16 protein-coding genes are annotated in these 18,981 nt (G+C 75.4%); 2 read left to right on the top strand and 14 right to left on the bottom strand.

The window, feature by feature from the left end; translation table 11 throughout:
• Positions 1-35: 35 nt before the first annotated feature.
• From QE405_RS02655 to QE405_RS02635, 5 genes are all read right to left on the bottom strand, one after another.
• Positions 36-254, bottom strand: coding sequence for a hypothetical protein (locus tag QE405_RS02655; RefSeq protein WP_307198673.1), 219 nt, complete (start codon positions 252-254; stop codon positions 36-38).
• Between the two features lie 145 nt (positions 255-399).
• Positions 400-714: a WhiB family transcriptional regulator gene (locus QE405_RS02650; protein WP_307198672.1), complete on the bottom strand. Its 315-nt coding sequence runs from the start codon at positions 712-714 to the stop codon at positions 400-402.
• Positions 715-813: 99 nt separating this feature from the next.
• Positions 814-1,095 carry a hypothetical protein gene (locus tag QE405_RS02645; protein WP_307198671.1) on the bottom strand — a complete coding sequence of 94 codons (282 nt, stop codon included), beginning with the start codon at positions 1,093-1,095 and terminating at the stop codon, positions 814-816.
• 134 nt (positions 1,096-1,229) lie between these two features.
• Positions 1,230-3,320, bottom strand: coding sequence for an ATP-dependent DNA helicase UvrD2 (locus QE405_RS02640; protein WP_307198670.1), 2,091 nt, complete (start codon positions 3,318-3,320; stop codon positions 1,230-1,232).
• A gap of 95 nt (positions 3,321-3,415) precedes the next feature.
• Positions 3,416-4,738 (bottom strand): AAA family ATPase, encoded by a 1,323-nt coding sequence (locus QE405_RS02635; RefSeq protein ID WP_307198669.1) that lies wholly within the window; start codon positions 4,736-4,738, stop codon positions 3,416-3,418.
• Positions 4,739-5,179: 441 nt separating this feature from the next.
• Here QE405_RS02635 and QE405_RS02630 point away from each other — a divergent pair, with 441 nt between their 5' ends.
• A complete protein-coding gene (locus tag QE405_RS02630; protein WP_307198668.1) occupies positions 5,180-5,431 on the top strand; it encodes a mycoredoxin in 252 nt (83 codons plus the stop codon).
• A gap of 42 nt (positions 5,432-5,473) precedes the next feature.
• Here the strand turns inward: QE405_RS02630 and nudC are convergent, their stop codons facing one another.
• From nudC to QE405_RS02585, 9 genes are all read right to left on the bottom strand, one after another.
• On the bottom strand, positions 5,474-6,430 hold the full coding sequence (gene nudC, locus QE405_RS02625) for an NAD(+) diphosphatase (RefSeq protein ID WP_307198667.1): 957 nt from the start codon (positions 6,428-6,430) through the stop codon (positions 5,474-5,476).
• Between the two features lie 31 nt (positions 6,431-6,461).
• Positions 6,462-9,734, bottom strand: a complete 3,273-nt coding sequence (locus QE405_RS02620) for an ATP-dependent DNA helicase (RefSeq protein ID WP_307198666.1) — start codon at positions 9,732-9,734, stop codon at positions 6,462-6,464.
• Positions 9,731-12,979 (bottom strand): ATP-dependent helicase, encoded by a 3,249-nt coding sequence (locus QE405_RS02615; RefSeq protein ID WP_307198665.1) that lies wholly within the window; start codon positions 12,977-12,979, stop codon positions 9,731-9,733. The genes QE405_RS02620 and QE405_RS02615 overlap by 4 nt, the downstream gene beginning before the upstream one ends.
• A 69-nt stretch (positions 12,980-13,048) precedes the next feature.
• Positions 13,049-13,252, bottom strand: a complete 204-nt coding sequence (locus QE405_RS02610; RefSeq protein WP_307198664.1) for a hypothetical protein — start codon at positions 13,250-13,252, stop codon at positions 13,049-13,051.
• Positions 13,176-14,558 carry a protein adenylyltransferase SelO gene (locus QE405_RS02605; RefSeq protein ID WP_307198663.1) on the bottom strand — a complete coding sequence of 461 codons (1,383 nt, stop codon included), beginning with the start codon at positions 14,556-14,558 and terminating at the stop codon, positions 13,176-13,178. Before QE405_RS02605 ends, QE405_RS02610 begins: the two co-directional genes overlap by 77 nt.
• A gap of 85 nt (positions 14,559-14,643) precedes the next feature.
• Entirely contained in the window at positions 14,644-15,609 is a 966-nt protein-coding gene (locus QE405_RS02600) for a peptidoglycan-binding domain-containing protein (protein WP_307198662.1), read from the bottom strand.
• A gap of 53 nt (positions 15,610-15,662) precedes the next feature.
• A complete protein-coding gene (locus QE405_RS02595) occupies positions 15,663-16,181 on the bottom strand; it encodes a flavin reductase family protein (protein WP_307198661.1) in 519 nt (172 codons plus the stop codon).
• Complete coding sequence (macS, locus tag QE405_RS02590; protein ID WP_307198660.1) at positions 16,178-17,347, bottom strand: MacS family sensor histidine kinase; 1,170 nt, start codon at positions 17,345-17,347, stop codon at positions 16,178-16,180. The genes QE405_RS02595 and macS overlap by 4 nt, the downstream gene beginning before the upstream one ends.
• A gap of 1 nt (position 17,348) precedes the next feature.
• Positions 17,349-18,083, bottom strand: a complete 735-nt coding sequence (locus QE405_RS02585; RefSeq protein ID WP_307198659.1) for a lysophospholipid acyltransferase family protein — start codon at positions 18,081-18,083, stop codon at positions 17,349-17,351.
• 107 nt (positions 18,084-18,190) lie between these two features.
• Here QE405_RS02585 and QE405_RS02580 point away from each other — a divergent pair, with 107 nt between their 5' ends.
• Positions 18,191-18,952, top strand: a complete 762-nt coding sequence (locus tag QE405_RS02580) for an alpha/beta hydrolase (RefSeq protein ID WP_307198658.1) — start codon at positions 18,191-18,193, stop codon at positions 18,950-18,952.
• Positions 18,953-18,981 lie beyond the last annotated feature (29 nt).

The following is an 18,981-nucleotide window of genomic DNA, read 5'->3' as shown; positions in this document are numbered from 1 at the left end:
CCGGCGCGCGGCCCCCTCGGTCCGGGGCCGACGCGTCAGAGCGAGCGCGCGAGCTTCAGGCGCACCTGCTGCGCGGCGGCCTCGGCCCGACGGCTGAGACGGCGCGCGGCGAGCAGGCGCTGCACCTGGTGGCGCTGCTCCGCCTCGCGGAGCAGCTCGGCTGACTGTGCGCGGGCCAATTCTTCGTTGAGAAGTTGCATCTCGGCGTTCCTGTTCTGGCTGGTGGTGACGGAAGTGGGGGTCGGGGTGGTCACGCGGTCACTGCTCCGAAGGCGGTGGCCACGGCGCGGGGCCGATCGATCAGCGGTCGGATGAGCTCCATCGGGTCCTCCTGGGACATCGGGTCGTGTCGTGCGGTCGGTGGTGCGGGGTGCTGCTGGACGGGTCGTGCTGGCGGGCTCACGCGGCCACCGGGTTCTTCCGGGGCCGTCCTCGGGGCCTCTTGCGGGGGATCACCACCCCCTGGGCGAAGAGCTCTCCTCCCCAGACGCCCCACGGCTCGCGGCGCTCGAGGGCGCCGTCGAGGCAGAGCGCGCGCACCGGGCAGTCCTGGCACAGCGTCTTGGCAGCCTCGACGTCGGTCGGGGACTCGGCGAACCAGAGCTCGGCGTCGCCGTTGCGGCACGGCAGCAAGCGCGGGTCCACCTGGTCCGCCGCGTCGTGGAGCGCGGTCAGCGCCACGTCCGGGTGCGGCATCAGCTCGTGGACGGTCATGTCGTCACCTCCTTCGTCGACCTTCGTGGGTGGGCGGGAAACAGAAAGGCCACGGTTCCCTGTGGGGGACCGTGGCCTGGAGGCGCCGACTGAGATGTCTCAGACCGGTGGTCTCCAGGCGTGGGTCCGCGTGGCGCGGGCGTCGAACGCCTCGAACGCCGCGGGCGCGTCGAACGCCTCGGGCGCGCCGAAGGCACGGGCCTCCGCGCCCATCGGCTTCGCCGCAGCCGCGATCGTCGCGATGCCGCGGTCGCCCGCACGCAGACGCACGTCACCCGCGGACGCGACGACGGCGCCGAGGGAACCCGGGGCGCGGTGGCCTCCGAGGACGCGCGCAACGTCGTTCGACTGCTGCCACGTGGTGCTGGTGTAGATCTCCATGGGTGCCACCTCCTCGGGTTGCGTCTCGTGCGCGGGCCGTGCCAGGGCCGGGATGCGCGGTGCGATCAGGACTGCGGGCGACGTTACCCCGCCGCTTCTGTCATGGGCAATTCATTTTCTGACTCATTTCACGATCATTCGTCCACCAGCCCGGGAGGGGTCTCCCCCGCGACCACGGCGAGGACGTCCTCGCCGTACTTCTCGAGCTTGGAACGCCCCACCCCGTTGACCTTGAGGAGCGCCTCGGGGGTGCGCGGCAGGTATTCCGCCACGAGCTGCAGGGACGCGTCGGTGAACAGCACGTAGGCCGGCACGCTCTCCGCCGCAGCGCGCTGCCGGCGCCAGTCGCGCAGCCGCTCGAAGATCTCCTCGTCGTAGGACGACGGGCAGTCGCTGCACCGCCCGATCTTCTTCTCGGCGGCGGTGTCGAGCGGCTTGCCGCACTCGCGGCAGTGGACCGCCTTGCGGGACGCCTTCTTGCTCCGCGCCCCGCCGGCGGGACCAGCCTGCTCGTCGAACGCGCTCGGGGCGATGGGGCGGAGGAACCGCGACGGCTTGCGGGACCCACGCCCGCCCGGCTGTCGGGCGCTCGCCCAGGAGATCAGCAGCTCGCGGCGGGCGCGCGTGATGCCCACGTAGAGCAGGCGGCGCTCCTCCTCGATGGCGGCCGGACCCTCGGCGTACGTGATCGGGAGCGCGCCGTCGTGGATGCCGCAGAGGAGCACGACGTCCCACTCGAGACCCTTCGCCGCGTGGAGGGTCGCCAGCGTGACCCCGTCGGCCACGGGCGCGTGCTGCTCCGCGGCGCGGCGCTCGAGGTCCTCGACGAACGCGGCGAGCGTGGTGGACGCGTCGGCGGCCCGGACCGACTCCGCGAGGTCGACGAGGGCCTGGAGCGACTCCCAGCGGTCGCGGGTCTGGCCGCGGGCCTCCGGCGGCGTCGGCGCCCACCCCATGCTGGCGAGGGCGCCACGGACGCCCTCGACGAGGCCGTCCTCCGCGCCCGAGCGCGCGGTGCCGCGCAGGAGGGTGACCGCCTGGCGGACCTCGGGACGGTCGAAGAAGCGCGCGGCGCCGCGGATGACGTAGGGCACCTGGCGGGCCGCGAGGGCCTCCTCGAAGACCTCCGACTGGGCGTTGATGCGGAAGAGGATCGCGATCTCCCCCAGCGGGGTGCCCGCGTCGCGCAGGCGCACCACCTCGGCTGCGGCGGCCTCCGCCTCCGCGACCTCGTCGGGGAGGAGACGCGTGCTGATCTCGGGCCCGGCCTCCCGCTGCGCGCGCAGCCGCACCCCGGCGCTCGACGTGCCCGACAGCAGGCTGTTGGCCGCGCCCACGATCTGGGGCGTCGAGCGGTAGTTGCGCACCAGCTCGACGGACGTCACGTCCTTGCGAGTGCGGTGGAAGTCGCGCAGGTAGGACGCGTCGGCGCCCGCGAAGCTGTAGATCGTCTGCGCGGGGTCGCCGACCACGCACACCTCGTCGCGGCCCCCGAGCCACAGCTCGAGCAGCGCGTGCTGCAGCGGCGAGACGTCCTGGAACTCGTCGACGACGAACCACCGGTACTGCCGGCGCACCTGCGCCGCGACCCGCTCGTCCTCCGCCAGCAGCCCGGCCGTCCAGAGCAGCACGTCCTCCATGTCCATGCGGCCCTGGGCGCGCTTGGTCTCCTCGTAGGACTCCAGCAGCCGGGCGACCGACGCGGCGTCGAGCCCGTTGACCGACCGGCCGCGCGCCGGGGCGATGCGCTCGTAGGTCTCCGGCGAGACGTTGCTGACCTTGGCCCACTCCACCTCGCCGGCGAGGTCGCGGAGCAGGGCCGCGTCGGTGCCGATCCGCAGCCGCCGCGCGGCCGGCCCGATGATGCCGAGCTTCGACTGCACCAGCTCCGGCAGCTCGGTGCCGTGGACGCGGGGCCAGAAGTACCGCAGCTGCCGCAGCGCCGCCGAGTGGAACGTGCGCGCCTGCACGCCCGGGGCGCCGAGGTCGCGCAGCCGCGTGCGCATCTCCCCCGCCGCGCGCGTCGTGAAGGTCACGGCGAGCACCTCGGTCGGCGCGTAGACCCCCGTCGCCACGCCGTACGCGATCCGGTGGGTGATCGCGCGGGTCTTGCCCGTGCCCGCGCCGGCCAGCACCCGCACGGGCCCGCGCAACGCCTCGGCGACCGCCCGCTGCTCCGGGTCGAGCGCGGCGAGCAGCGCGTCGGGCGACGGCGTGGCAGGCATGCGGGGTGGTCCTCCGGAGGTGACGGGATCGGGGCGTCGCCGACCTTAGACGCCGACGCCGACAGTCCTGCGTGCGCGGTGCCCGCTCCTCCTGCTCAGAGGTAGTCGCCGACCGGGACGGCCACCCGCCAGCGTCCCTCCCGCACCGCGGTGAGCAGGCTCGCCGTCGTCAGCTGCTCCCCGTCGCGCAGGGCGGCGCGCCGCACGACCTCCCGCAGGTCGGCCCCGGACACGTCGGCGGGCAGCGCATCGACGACCGCCGCGGCGTCGATGCGCTCCGCGCCGGGCACCTTCGCGACGTACCGGCGGAGGATCTGCGTGGCCGCGGCGCGGTCGGGGTAGCCGATCTCGACGAGCGCGTCGAAGCGGGCCGACCGGATGGCCGCGACGTCGAGGGAGCGGGGGTCGTTGGTGGTGGCGACCGTCAGGACGTCGTCCAGCTGCAGCGTGCCGTCGAGGACGGAGAGCAGGTCCGCCAGGGTGCCGGGGTTCCGGCTCGAGCCCCGGTGACCGGCGTAGAGGTCCAGGTCCTCGAGGACCACGAGCAGCGGGCCGAGGCGGCGCGACTCCGCGTAGACCTCCTCGAGCGCGTCGTCGGCGCTCCGCGCGTCGACGACGACGGTGGTGAACGCCCCCGTCAGCTCGTGGGCCACCTGGCGGGTGAGCGCGCTCTTGCCGGTGCCGGGCGGGCCGGCCAGCAGGATGCCGCGCCGGGAGGCGAGACCGAGGGCGCGCATCGTGGCGCGCCGCGTCGTGACGGCGGCGATGTTGAGGTCCACCTCGCGCCAGACCGCGTCGTCGAGCACGAGGTCCTCGCGCGAGGAGGCGGGCAGCGGCAGCACCTCGAAGGTCAGGCCCTCCGTCGTCACCACCGGTCGCAGCAGCCGGCCGCGGAACACCGACTCCTCGCCGTCCGCCCGCGTCCGCAGGTCGTCGACCACCCGGGCAGCGGCCTCGCGCCCACCCGCCGGGGCGTGGACGGTCAGCTGGCGCCGGTACCCGCCGTACAGCTCCCCCTCGAAGAGCCGCACCACGACCGGTACGTCGACGAGCGTGCCCGCCCGGAAGTGGACGCCCACGTTGTCGGGCACGGACAGCTCGCTGCCGTCGAGCCGGAGGCGGCGCCAGGCCGGGTCCTGCGTGTCGTCGCCGGGTCCGAGGTCGTGGGGGTGCGCGTCCATGGTCGTGCCCAGCACCGCGGCGACCGAGGGGGTGGCGAGGAAGGAGAGGTCGACGGTCACCGCGACCGGGTCGGGTCCGAGGTGCTGCTCGACGAAGGAGCGCGGGGTGGGCCGGTGCTCCGCCTCCCCGAGGAGGCGCCCGAGGAAGGCGACGGTCTCCCGCACGTGGGCGGGCTCGCCGTCGAGGAGGTCGGCGAGGGGGTGCGAGGGGCGGGGATCGGGCGGTTCGGAGTGCACCGGGCGAGGCTAGGGCGTCGTCACCGGCCGGGCACCGGGTTTTCCGCCGGGCACCGGCTCGCCTCCCCCGCCGGACGTCATGCGCTCCGGTCGCCCGGGCAGCCCCTGCGCATGACGTCCGCGACGGGGGACGGCGCCCGGATCCGACGTGGGTCGGAAATGTGCGGACGGGGCGTCGTCCGCTGCCCCGGACCTGCCTCAGCCGCACCATTGCTCAGCACCCCGGCCGGACGGTCCACCCGGACCTGCGGCGCGGCGTACGCCGTGTGCGGGGTGCCCGCCGGACGTCATGCGCTCCGGTCGGCCGGGCAGCCCCTTCGCATGACGTCCGCGACGGGGGCGGACGGTGATCGCGTCCTCAGGGCCCGTGCGGGATGATCGGCGTGGCGCCGGTTGTTGACGCCTGCACGACCATCCACCACCGACCGAGGGGCAAGTTTCATGAGCGCGACCTTCACGATGTACAGCACGCCGTGGTGCGGCTACTGCCACCGCCTGCGCGGGCAGCTCGACCGCGAGGGCATCACCTACGACGTGGTCGACATCGAGCAGCAGCCCGACGCCGCCCAGCTCGTCGAGAAGGTCAACAACGGCAACCAGACCGTGCCGACGCTCGTCTACTCCGACGGCTCCGCCCAGACCAACCCGAGCCTGGCCCAGGTCAAGGAGAAGCTCGCCGCCCTCGCCGGCTGAGCCCGCACGACCCCGGCTCCAGCGGAGCCCGACCGCCCCTCGTCACCAGCTGGTGGCGAGGGGCGCGCCGTACCAGCCCTGGATGAGCGCGTGGGAGATCGACACCGGGCCCGGCAGCAGCAGCGACCCGTCGGCGAGCCCGCGCGCGATGTCGTCGCGGGTGAACCACGCCGCGTGCGCGATCTCGGCACCGTCGACGTCGATCGCCGTCGTGGTCGCCCGTGCCCGGAAGCCGATCATGAGGCTCGCCGGCAGCGGCCAGGGCTGGTTGCCGACGTAGGACACCGCGCCGACCCCGACGCCCGTCTCCTCGTGCACCTCGCGCCGCACCGCGTCCTCGAACGTCTCGCCCGGCTCGACGAAGCCGGCCAGCGTGGAGTACCGGCCCGCGGGCCAGGCCTGGGCGTGCCCCAGCAGGCAGCGCTCGTCGGGGCTCCCCGGCTCCCCGTCGGTGACCAGCATGATCACGGCCGGGTCGGTGCGCGGGAAGTGCTGCCGACCGCAGCCCTTCTTCGACGAGCAGACCAGCACGTGGCCGGCGTGCGAAGCCGTGAGCGGGCCTCCGCAGCGCACGCAGAAACGGGTCGCCCAGTGCCACTCCGCCATGCCCATCGCGTGGAGCAGCAGGGGGCCGCGATCCGAGCCCAGCACCGCCTCCAGCACCTCGCGCGTGCCCTGCCACTGCTCCGCGGGATGCGGGGCGCGGGCCGGGTCGACCACGGCGGCGAAGTACGTCGCACCGTCGTGCTCCCCGACGAGGAGGCGCAGCGCGCCGTCCTCCTGCGCGACGGCCGGGAGCTCGGCGACCGGCAGCCACGCCGGCACGCCGTCCCGCACCAGCATGCGGTTGCCGGCGATGGCGAGGACGCGCGTCGTCGGGTCGGCCCAGGCCCGCGCCAACCAGTCGGCGTCGGTGCGCTCGAGGCCGTGCCGGTCGTGGGCGAAGGAGGAGAGGGCAACGTGCGGGAGCGGACGGGAGTCGTCGACGCGGTCATTCACCCCGCGAGCCTACGGCTGGCGGCCCGGGCGCTCACAGGTCGGTGACCAGTCGCTCGAGCGCGGCCCGGTCGGGCAGCGAGCGCGGCTCGACGAGCCGCCCCGTGCGCACCCAGCAGAACGCGGCCCGCACCCGTTCCGGGGGCAGCCCGTGGAGCTCCGCCCAGGCCAGGCGGTAGACCGCCAGCTGCATCGGGTCGGCGCGACCCGACCGCCCGGTCTTCCAGTCGACCACGAGGAAGTCGGTGTCGGAGCCCGCCGGCTCGGCGTAGACCGCGTCGATCCGGCCGCGCACCACCTGCCCGGCGAGCACCAGCGCGAAGGGCGCCTCCGTCGCGAAGGGCGGGCGGTCGGCGAACGGCCCCGCCTCGAAGGCGGCGACCACCTCGGCGAGGTCGTCGTCGCCGTCGATGTCGGCGTCGCCCTGGCCCCAGACCTCCTCCTCCGCGAAGAGGTCCTGCTGGCCGAAGCGCGCCTCGACCCAGCCGTGGAAGCGCGTGCCGAACCGCGCCGTCGGCGACGGGGGCCGCGGCATCGGCCGGGCCAGCTCCCCCGCCATGACCTCCGGGTCGTCGCGGAGCCGGGCGAGCGAGGTCGCCGACAGGCTTGAGGGCACGGGCACCTCGAGCACCGGCTGGCTGTCGCGACGGGCCTCGGCGAGGAGACGGTCGATCTCGTCGTCCCACTCGGCGACCTCGGCGATGCCGACGAGGTCGAGGTCCGCGTCGTCCTCGGGCCCGGCCTCGCCCTCGGCGAGGCGACGCTGCTCCGCCCGGACCAGCGCGGCGGTCGCGATGCGCCGCTCGGCCTCGGTGGTGTGCTCGGTGACCGGCCACGGCACGGGCGGGCGCTCGGCCTTGAGCGGGTTCGGCGTGCCCTTCTCCGGCCGCTCCACCCAGCGCTCCGGCGCGCGGCCCGCGTCCTCCAGGACCGCCACGAGGGGCTGGAGGTAGGGCGACGGCCCCACCGGGGACGCCCGGGTCTCCGTCCAGAGGTAGGCCGACGCGACCAGCTCGTGGCGGGCGCGGGTGAACGCGACGTATCCCAGCCGCAGCTCCTCCATCGCCTCGTGCGCCCGTGCGGCCTCGCGCAGCGCCTCGAGGTCCGCCTTCTCGTGGCCGGCGAGCTGCGGCACGTCCCGCGCGTCGCCCCGCAGCGGGGACGGCAGCACCGCCGGTCCGGTGATCCACTGGGTGCGCGTCTGCTTGGTGGGGAACTTGTCCTCCCCGACGCCGACGAGGAACACGACGTCCCACTCCAGGCCCTTGGCCCGGTGGACGGTCAGGAGCTTCACCGAGTCCGCCTCGGTGGGGGTCGCCACGTCGAGGCCCGTGCCCATCTCGTCCTCCGCCGTGAGGTAGGCCAGCAGTGCACCCAGGCTCACGTCGCCGTCGATCGCCTGGAAGTCGGCCACCGCTCGCACGAAGATGTCGAGGTTGTCCCGCCGCGCCGCCGCGGACGGCGACGTCGCGCTCGCCAGCTCGACGTCGATCCCGCAGGTGTCGATGATCCGCCGCACGAGGTCGAGCAGCGGCTCCCCCACGTGGGTGCGCAGCATCCGCAGCTCACCGGCCAGCAGGCCGATGCGGGTGCGTGCCGCCGCCGAGTAGGGGTAGTCCGGCGCCTCCCCCGGGGACTCCAGGGCGTCGCACAGCGACGACAGCTCGGTCGGGTCGGCACCCTCGACCGCGGCGGCCAGCGAGTCGGCGACCGCCGCGCGCGGCCCCGTGTCGTCGCCCGCCGCCAGGTCGTGGGCCCGTCGCCCGAGGATCGCGAGGTCCCGGGGACCGATCGCCCAGCGCGGCCCCATCAGCAGCGTGAGGGCCGCCGCGTTGGCGGTGAGGTCGTGGAGCAGCGTCAGCGTCGCGACCACCTCGGCCACCTCGGGCAGCCGCAGCAGGCCCGCCAGCCCGACGATCTCGACGGGCACCTCCCGCGCCGTGAGGGCGTCGAACACGTCGGCGGCGTGCTTGTTGTCGCGGGTCAGCACGCCGATCTCCGCCCAGGCCGTGCCCCGCCCGTGGACGGCGAGCACCTCGTCGGCGAGCCAGGCGAGCTCGTCGTCGTACGTGTCGTGGACCGCCACCCGCACCGTGCCGTCCGCCGCCCCGGGGGGCGGCTGCAGGGGCCGCACCCCGGCGTACGCCGCGTAGAGCGGCCCGGCGAGGAGGTTGGCCGACGCGAGGATCCGCCGGTCGGACCGGCGGTTGACCGTCAGCGTGTAGGTCGGTACGTCGGTGCGCCCGTCGGCCGCCGGGAAGTCGGCACCGAAGCCCAGGATGTTGGAGACCGAGGCCCCCCGCCAGCCGTAGATCGCCTGGTTGGGGTCGCCGACCGCGGTCACCGCGTGGCCGCGGCCGTCCGCCGCCGTCGGCCCCGAGAAGAGCCGGCTCAGCAGGAGGGCCTGGGCCACGGAGGTGTCCTGGTACTCGTCCAGCAGCACGACGGCGAACTTCTCCCGCTCGACCCGCCCCACGTCGGCGTGCTCGTCGGCGAGGCGCGCGGTCAGGGCGATCTGGTCGGAGAAGTCCATGAGCCCGAGGCGGGCCTTCAGCTCCTGGTACTCCTCCACGAGGTCGAGCAGCTCCTCGCGCCGACGGATCGCGTGGAGCACGTCCTCGATCGGCTTCTTCGCGCGCGACGTCTCCAGGCTCGCCTGGAACCGGGGCACCTCGCGCGAGTGGAAGGCCCGCACGTCGGCGACCGTCACGAGGTGCTCCGACAGCGCGCCCTCCAGGGCCACGATGTTGCCGACCACGGTCGCGGGGTGGTCGCTCAGCAGCTCGACGGGACGCCGGTGACGCAGCACGACCCGCTCGGCCAGCTGGTAGCGCGAGGCGTCCGCCATGACCCGGGTGTCGGGCTCGTGGCCGATCCGCAGCCCGTGCTCGGTCAGCAGCGCGGCCGCGTAGGCGTTGTAGGTCGCGACGGTCGGCTCGAGCACCTCGACCTCGTCGTCGTCCCCCCGGCCGTCACGGGCGGACGCACCGCGCGCGGCGTCGGAGCCCGCGCCGTACCCCGCCACCTCGAGCGCCTCCCGGACCCGCACCGACAGCTCGCGCGCCGCCTTGGTGGTGAAGGTGAGGCCCAGCACCTGCTCGGGACGGACCTGGCCGGTCGCCACGAGGTAGACCACCCGCGCGGCCATGAGGGTCGTCTTGCCCGAGCCCGCGCCGGCGACGACGACGGCCGGCTCCAGCGGGGCGCTGACCGCCTCCCACTGCTCGTCGCTGACCGGGAAGGCGGCCTTCATGACCCGCTGGAGCGCCCCCGGGTCGGGGATGGCGACCGGCTCGCGGGCGGTCACGAGAGCACCGTCCCCGCGCCACGCGCCGGGCAGACGGCGACGAACGCGCAGGTGTCGCAGTGGCCCCCGGGACGTGCCCCGAACTGCTCCGAGCGGAGGACCGTCGCCGCGTGCACCAGCTGGGCCTCGACCAGGCGCACCCCGTGCTCGTCGGGCTCCTGGGGCGGCTGGGCCTGCACCTTGACGCTCCCCCGGGCCTCCTTGCGGAGCTGCACGAGCTCGGCACCTCCCGCCCGCAGGGGCCGGTGCTCGGGCGGCACGAGGGCGTCGGCGGCCCCGGAGTCCACCGCCAGCTGGTAGAGCCCCAGCTGGGGGTGCTCGGCGACCTCGGCGCCGGTCGGCGGGTACTTCCCCGTCTTCAGGTCGACCACGACCACCCGGTGCTGGTCGTCGAGCTCGAGCCGGTCGGCGAAGCCGTGGACGACGATCCGCTCGCCGCCCAGCACCACCTCCGCCCGGAGGGCCTGCTCGACCCCGATGACCGCACGGGCGTCCGGTCGCGTGTGCCAGCGCAGGAAGCGGAGCAGCGCGGCCCGCGCCTCGGTGCGCTCCCGGGCGCCCGACCACGGCGTGCGGAACGAGAGCTGCGGCCACACCTCGTCGACGTGGGCCATGAGCTCGTCGACGCGCTCCGGGGACGCCGGCAGCTCGCCGCGCGCCACCTTCTCGGCGAGGGCGTGCAGCACGAGGCCGAAGCCCTGGGAGGCGCTGCTGACCTGGCTCCCGCCCGCCTCACGTTCCAGGAACCACCGCAGTGGGCACGTCAGCACCGATCCGAGCGTGCTGGCCGAGATGCGGAGCGGTTCGTCCGCGGGCCGCACGGGCTGCTCCGCGTGGGTCAGGCCGCGGGTGCCCCACCAGGTGCCGGGGTCGGCGCCCCGGACCAGCGGGCGGCCCTGCTCGTCCTGCACGGCCGCGAGCCGGGCGAGCCGGCGGGCGGCCGCCCGCCGGACGACCTCCGGTCGGTCGGGGTCCGCCGCGGTGCGGCGCAGGTGGGCCACCATTCCGGCCATCGAGAGCGGGCGGCCGGGACGGCCCGACCGGTGCTGCACCGGGACGCCGGTCTCGGCGAGGAACCGCGACGGCTGCTCGCCGTCGTCGTCGCCCGAGCGCACGGCCGTGACGACGAGCCGCTCCTTCGCACGCGTGCACGCCACGTAGAACAGCCGCCGCTCCTCCATGAGCGCCTCCCGGGCCCCCGGGGGCGGCAGGAGGCCGTCCTCCCGGCGGCCGATGCGGTCCGGCCCCAGCAGCGAGGCGCGGCGCCGCAGGTCGGGCCACCCCTCCTCCTGCACGTGGGCCACCACGACCACGCGCCACTCGAGCCCCTTGGAGCGGTGGGCGGTGAGCAGCCGCACGGCCTCGCCGCGCACGCCCCGGTCGGCGAGGGAGTCGCCGGGGATCTCCTGCGCCGACAGGGTGGCCACGAAGCCCGCGACCCCGCTGTGGCCGCGCTGCTCCTCCAGCTTCGCCGCGGCGTCGAACAGGGCGCACAGCGCGTCGAGGTCGCGGTGGGCCCGGCGGGCCGCCGGGCCGCCCCGGAGCGCGGCGCGACGCAGCCGCTCGGGCCACGACGTGCCGTCCCACAGCTCCCAGAGCACCTCCTCCGCCGTGCCCCCGTCGTCGAGCCGCGCGCGGGCGCGGCGCAGCAGGGCGCCGAGCACCGCGGCCTTCGCCGCGCCGGGCACGTCCGGGTCGGTGAGCGCGCCGTCGGCCAGCACCGCCTCGCGGAGCAGCTCCGCCGAGGAGCGCGGGGCACCTCCGGTCACCGCCGTCCGACGCTTCTCCACGGCGCGGACGTGGCGGGCCAGGCCGCGCACCTCGACCGCGTCGAGACCCGCGAGCGGCGACATGAGCAGCTGCTCCACCGTCGCGCCGTCGACGTGCCCGGCCTCGCCCGCCGGCGTCCCGAGGTGCACGACCGCGTCCACCGCGGCCAGCAGCGCCGCCACCGCGGGCTCGCGCACGAGGGGCAGCTCGTCGGCCGCCACCTCGACCGGCACCCCGGCCGCCGCCAGGGAGCGCCGCAACCCCGGCAGGGTGGCGCGCCCCGAGCGGGCCAGCACGGCCATCTCGCTCCACGGCACCCCGTCCTCGAGGTGCGCGCGCCGGAGGAGGTCGGCGACGTGCTCCGCCTCCGCGCGCTCGGTGTCGAAGGTGAGCACGTCGACCTGCCCGCGCGGCACCCCCGTGGCGGCCACGGGCGCGGCGAAGGCCCGCCGCGCGGCCGGGTCGATGCTGCCGGTGAGGCTGAGCCGGGAGGCGACGGCGCTCGCCGCGCGCAGGACCCGGGGGCCGAACCGACGGGTCGTGGACAGCACGGCCACGGGCGCCGGCGACCCGTCGGCCTGCGGGAAGGCGCGCGGGAAGTCGAGGATGCCGCGCACGTCGGCACCGCGGAACGCGTAGATCGACTGGTGGGGGTCGCCCACCGCCACCAGGTCGCGCCCGTCACCGGCGAGCGCGCGCAGCAGGTCGACCTGGCCGGGGTCGGTGTCCTGGTACTCGTCCACGAACACGCACGAGAAGCGCGCCCGCAGCTCGTCGCGGTGCATCTCGGCCTCGATGACAGCGCGGCGCACGAGGTCGGCGTAGTCGATCGCCCCGTGGGCGTCGAGGACGTTCAGGTACTCCTCCAGGAAGTGGCCCGCCGCGGAGAGCTCGCCGAGCCCGTTCGCCGCGCCGAGGGCGACGAGGTCGTCGGGCTCCAGGCCCTTCTCCCGCGCCCGCGCCAGCACGGCCTGCACCTCGCGCGCGAAGCCGCGCGTGCCGACCGCCCGCCGCAGCCCGTCGGGCCACCGGACGGCCTCGGGGGCGTCGTTGAGCAGCTCGGCCAGCACCACGTCCTGCTCCGGCGCGGACAGCAGGCGCAACGGCGCGGCGTACAGCTCCGGCGGCGCGTAGCGCCGCACCAGACCGTAGGCGAACGAGTGCACCGTCGAGCAGATGGCCGCCCCCGTCGTGCGCCCCAACCGCGCCGTCACGCGGTCGCGCAGCTGCTCGGCCGCCTTGCGCGAGAACGTCAGCGCGAGCACCTCGGACGGGTCGACGCCCCGGTTCTCGACGCGGTCGACGATCGCCTCGACGAGGGTCGTGGTCTTGCCCGTGCCCGGACCCGCCAGCACGAGGAGGGGGCCGCCCGGGTGGTCGACGACGCGCTGCTGGTGCTCGTCGAGCCGCGGCACCGTGACGGACGCGTCGACGCGCACCAGCCGCCGCGGGGCCTCCGCCCCGACCCGTCTCACTGCGTTCCCCACGTCCGCCACGTCCGGCATCCCAGCACGGGGCACCGACAGTCCTGGATCCGGGGCGCGTCAGGTGCCGCAGAAGGTGCGGTACCCCTCCAGACCGTCCGGCGAGGGCTCCGCGAACCGCTCCAGCCCCGGCCGCTCGTCGTACGGCGCGGCGAGCGCCTCCAGCAACCGCTCCGTCGGCGCGAGGTCACCGTCCTGCGCCGCGGCGAGCGCCTCCTCGACGAGGTGGTTCCGCGGGACGTAGACAGGGTTGGCCCGGTCCATCGCGGCGGGGTCGGGGCCCAGGGCGCGCCAGCGCTCCAGCCAGGCGTCCAGCTCGGGCAGGTCGAGCACCATCCCCCGGATCCGCTCCGGGTTGCCGCGCGCGGCCTCCGCCAGCGCCCGGAACGACGACGTCCAGTCGACGCGCCCCGACGCGAGGATGCCCTGCCACCCCTCGGCCAGCGCCAGCGTCTCCTCGTCGGTCGGCCCGCCCGCCGCCGGCTCCCGCCAGCCCGAGCTTCGCCCGCATGCCGGAGGCCCAGGCCGCGACGTACTCCCCCGGAAACGTCCCGAGGAGCTCCGTCGCCCGGGCGATCGCCCGCTCCTGGTCGTCGTCGAGGAGGGGCAGCAGCGCCTCGGCGAACCGGGCGAGGTTCCACTGCGCCACGGCCGGCTGGTTGCCCAGGGCGTAGCGACCGCCCGTGTCGATCGAGCTGAACACCGCCCCGGGGTCGTAGGCGTCGACGAAGGCGCAGGGTCCGTAGTCGATCGTCTCCCCCGAGATCGTCATGTTGTCGGTGTTCATGACGCCGTGCACGAAGCCGAGCAGCACCCACTGCGCGACCAGCCGCGCCTGGGCGGCGACGACCGCGCCGTACAGGCCCGCGTAGGGCTCGGGCGTGCCCGCCAGGTGGGGCTGGTGGCGGGCGATCGCGTGGTCGGCCAGGCGCCGCAGCAACGCGGGGTCGTCGCTGGTCCGCGCGTACTGGAAGCTGCCCACCCGGAGGTGGCTGGCCGCCACGCGCGCCAGCAGCCCGCCCGGCTCGACGGCGTCGCGCTGGACCGGACGGCCGGTCGCGACGACCGCCAGCGACCGGGTGGTCGGCACGCCGAGCGCGTGCATCCCCTCGCTCACCAGGTGCTCCCGCAGCATCGGCCCGAGGACGGCGAAACCGTCGCCGCCGCGCGAGAACGGTGTGCGTCCCGACCCCTTGAGGTGGAGGTCGCGCACCTCGCCGTCGGGCGTGGTCAGCTCGCCGAGCAGCAGGGCGCGGCCGTCGCCCAGCCGCGGCGAGAAGCCGCCGAACTGGTGGCCGGCGTAGCCCTGCGCGACCGGCCGCGCCCCCGCCGGCACGGCCGCGCCCACGAGGAGCCGCACGCCGTCCGGGGAGCGCAGCTCGTCGGGGTCGAGGCCCAGCTCGCGGGCGAGGGCGACGTTGAGCACGACGAGCCGCGGCTCCGGGGCCTCCGCGGCCCGCCAGGGCAGCGCGAGCTCCGGCACCGCGGTGGCGAAGTCGTGGTCGAGGGTGAGGTGCACCGCGCCGTCCGGCAGGACCGGCGTGGCGGGCACGGTCGGGGTCTCCGTCACCTGCTCGAGCGTACGCCGCGGCCGACCCTCGTCGGCCGCGGCGCCACCCGTCCGGGTGCGGGACCGCCGGGCGCTGCGGAGGTGCTCAGCCGATCGGCGCCGTGCCCGACTCGTTGGCGACGACGTCGCGCGCTAGGGACTCCCACCTCGCGTAGGCGTCCGGGTAGGCCGAGCGCTGGACCGCCTGCGCCGCCTGCGTGACGGACATCGACTGCCAGCCGGCGATGTCGAGCAGACCCGGGTTCGGCGTGTGCGACGCGACGCCGTAGAAGGCCTTCGAGGCCAGCACCGGGTCCTGCACCTGTGCCTCCGAGCCCCACCCCTGCGAGGGACGCTGCTGGAACAGGCCGAGCGAGTCGCGGTCGCCGTAGGCGACGTTGACCAACGTCGACTCCTGCATCGCCGTCGCGAGCGCGACGACCCAGCCGTACTCCGGCACCCCGGCACCCTTGCCGACCCCGATGATCGTGCGCGCGTTGGCCTTCTGCTCCTCGCTCAGCGAGGCGTAGGTGTCGCCCGGGGGCTGCGTCGACCCGGACCCGAACAGCGCCGACCAGCTCTGCGGCCCGGCGATGCCGTCCGACGCGAGCCCGCGCGACGACTGGAACGAGCGGAGCGCGGCGTCGGTCGCCGGGCCGAACGCACCGTCGGTGGTGAGGCCGGCCCCCCGTGCGTTGAGCAGCACCTGGAGCGCCTGCACGGCGGGCCCGGAATCGCCCTGGCGCACCGTGACGACGAGCGCTCCCAGCGTCGCCGGACCGGCCACGCCGTCGGCGGCGAGACCGTTCGCGGACTGGAAGTCGGTGACGGCGGCGGCGGTGCCCGAGCCGTACTGCCCGTCCGCCGCGGTCGCGCGACCGTGGTGGGTGAGCAGGTGCTGGACGGCCGTCACGTCGGGGCCGCTGGACCCGACGGAGAGGGTGGGGTACGCCGCGTGCGCGGCCGGCGAGGCGCCCGGCAGCACGAGCAGTGCGAGCGCCAGGAGCGGCGTGAGGAGGGCTCCGAGGAGCAGGCGGACAGGACGTGGTCGAGTTTCCCGAGATCGAACCATGCGTCCCAGTCGAGCACGGGCCGCCGCTGCTGTGAACCCGGAAGTTGCCGGTCTCACGCTCGGCCGTAGCGACCGCGCCGGTGCACGAGCAGCGCGTCCGCGTCCTCCTCGGGCCCCTCGGCCAGCTCGACGGCCTCGACCACGCAGGTCACGAGGCGGGACCAGCCGACGTCGACGGCGCTCTCGAGCCGCACCTCGACCCAGCCGGCGGCGTCCGCGAGCCGCGGCCCGGCGGGGCCGTCGGCGAAGTCGCCGTGGCGGAACACGCCGCCGGGCGCCGGGGCGACCCCGGCGAACATCTCCGCCAGGTCGCGGTGCCGCCAGCGCAGCAGCTGCACGACGCCCCGCTGCGTCTCCTCGAGCGCGAGGGTCAGGTCGGCGTCGGGGTCGAGCAGCCCGAGCACGCGGCCGGGCTCGCCGTTGACGACCATGAGGGAGGTGACCGTCAGACCCGCCCGGTCCTCGCCACCGCCCGCGGTCCACAGCGTCACGACCCCGCCCAGGCGTCCCCGCAGGGCCCGGAACGGGTCGCGGTGGGGGTCGGCGAAGGGATGCGTGCTGTGGATGGTCACGGGGCGGCTTCCTCGGGGGCGCGGGGGACGGTCAGCTCCCACTCGGTGCCGAACGCGCCCGTCGCGAGCTCGGCGGTGCCGCCCAGGTCGGTCAGGCGGCCACGGATCGATCCGGTCACGCCGAGCCGGCCGGCGTCGGCGGCCTCCTCGAGGCGCCCCGGCGGGATGCCCGGCCCCTCGTCGCGCACGGTGACGACGACCCGGTCCTCGAGGTCCTCCAGCAGCACCCAGGCCGGCGCGTCGTCGCCGACGTGCGCCGCGACGTTGTCGAGGCACGCCCCGGCGGCGGCCACGAGCTCGGCGACCTGCGCGGCCGGCAGCCGCACGGGCACGCCGGGGGTCACGACGGACACCCGCGGCCGGGTGCGCCGCCCCAGCTCCTCGACGGCGCTCGCGAGGTCGACGTCGCCCGTCGCGGTCGCCGGCGCGAGGGTGTCCTGCTGGCGGATGAGGGCCCGCAGCGCACCCTCCTGCTCCCCGGCCAGGCGGGCCAGCTCGACGCCCGCGGGTCCGAGCTCCGCCCCGCGTCGCTGGGTCAGGGCGAGCACCTGCAGCACGCCGTCGTGGACGGCGCGCGCGAGTCGGGCGCGCTCCCCCGCGGCCGCGGCCTCCCGCTCGGCGCGGTCCCGCTCGGCGGCCATCCGCTGCAGCGACTCGCAGAGGTAGCCGACGACCGGAGCGCCGACCCCGATGAGGAACAGGTGGCCGTAGTTGGTCTGCGTGAGCTCCTGGCGCATCGACACGTCGGTCACGATGAGGACGACGGCGGCGACCGCGCCGCCGCGCCAGCGCCAGTGCACCGCCCAGGCGAGCAGCGCACCCATGATCCAGAACCCGGGGATGCTCGCCCGGAAGCCGTCACCCTTGATGGGGACGGTCAGCAGCATCAGCGCGACCGCGACGGCCAGGTCGAGCAGGAGCAGCAGGGCGCGGCGGCGCCGGGGGGCCGCGTACCCCCACAGGGCCACGCCGGTCCACCCGACCATCGCGATGACGCAGAGCCAGAGCGCCCACGGCACCTGGGCGTTGTCGCGCCGCACCACGTTGAGTGCGACCGCGTTGACGAGCAGCACGACGCGCAGCAGCGCGAGCGCGCGGAACATGCGGTTCTCCACCGCCACGGCGGCGGCGTCCCGCCAGCCCGGCGGGAGGATGCGCAACGCCACGTCAGGAGGCCTTGCGGTCGCCTTCCCGCGGGGCCTCGTCGTCACCGGCGCGGGCGGCCTTCTTGGCGTCGGCCTTGGCGCGCGAGGCGTAGACGTCGACGTACTCCTGCTCGGAGAGCCGCATGATCGCGTACATGATCTCGTCGGTCACCGAACGCAGGATGTAGCGGTCGCCCGCCATGCCCTCGTAGCGCGAGAAGTCGAGCGGCTCGCCGAACCGCACCGTGGGCCGCGCCAGCCGGCCGAACTTCTTGCCGGGGGGCGCCACGGTGTCGGTGCCGATGACGGCGACCGGTACGACGGGGACCCCGGTCTCCAGGGCGAGTCGCGCCACGCCGGTCTTGCCGCGGTAGAGCCGACCGTCGTGGGAGCGGGTGCCCTCCGGGAAGATGCCGAAGAGCTCGCCGCGGCCGAGCACCCCCTTCGCCGAGATGAGCGCGCCCTCGGCGGCGTTGGCACCCGACCGGTCGATGGGGATCTGGCCGGAGCCGGAGAAGAACGTGCGCTGGAGCCGTCCCTTCACGCCGGTGCCCGTGAAGTACTCCGCCTTCGCGACGTAGCTGACGCGACGGCTGAGCACGAGCGGCATGAAGAGCCAGTCGGCGTAGGACAGGTGGTTGCTGGCGAGGATCGCGGCGCCCTCGGCGGGCACGTTGTCGAGCCCCTCGGCCCGCGGGCGGAACACGACCCGCAGCAACGGGCCCAGGGCGATGAACTTGAGGAACCAGTAGAACACCGCGCCACCTCTCTGTCGGCCGGCCCGAGCGGGCCCGTCGGGCCTCGGCGGGCCCCGTCCTGCGAACGCACCCTAGACCCTGCGGGTGCTGCGGCAGAATGCCCGTCATGACCGTTCACCCGCTGGCCCACCCCTACTCGGCCGAGGGTCGCCCCGAGGAGACCGGCGGGCGCCGCATCGGTGTCCTGCTGAGCCACGGCTTCACGGGCTCGCCCGCGTCGATGCGCCCGTGGGGCGAGGCGCTGGCGGAGGCGGGCTACGCGGTCGAGGTGCCGCGCCTGCCGGGTCACGGCACGTCGTGGCAGGAGATGAACACGACGACGTGGGCGGACTGGTCGGGGCACCTCGACCGGGTGCTCACCGACCTCGCGGCCCGCTGCGACGCCGTCGTGGTCGGGGGCCTCTCGATGGGCGGCGGCCTCGCGCTCTCCCTGGCCGCCCGTCACCCCGAGCTGGTGCGCGGCGTCCTGCTGGTGAACCCGGCGGTGACGAGCACCAACAAGCAGCTGCTCGCCGCGCCGCTGCTGCAGCGCCTGGTGGCCTCCGTCCCCGCCATCGGCAACGACATCAAGAAGCCCGGGGTCGACGAGCACGCCTACCCCCGCACGCCGCTGCGGGCGCTGGTCTCGATGACCCGGGGCTGGGCGCAGGTGCGCGAGCAGCTAGCGGCGGTCCGGGCGCCGGTGCTGCTCTTCCGCTCCGCGGAGGACCACGTCGTGGACCCGTCGTCCGCCACGCTCGTCCGCGACCGGGTGCCCGACGTGATGGAGCGGATCCTGACCGACAGCTACCACGTCGCCACCCTGGACAACGACGCCGACCGGATCATCGAGGAGTCGCTCGACTTCATCTCCCGGGTCACGGCCTGACCCGCCGGACGAGGCCGACCTAGACTCGT

The organism is Nocardioides zeae (genome assembly GCF_030818655.1).
GTDB lineage: Bacteria > Actinomycetota > Actinomycetes > Propionibacteriales > Nocardioidaceae > Nocardioides > Nocardioides zeae_A.
The sequence above is the reverse complement of the archived record's forward strand: the minus strand, read 5'-3'. Positions and strand labels throughout refer to the sequence as shown.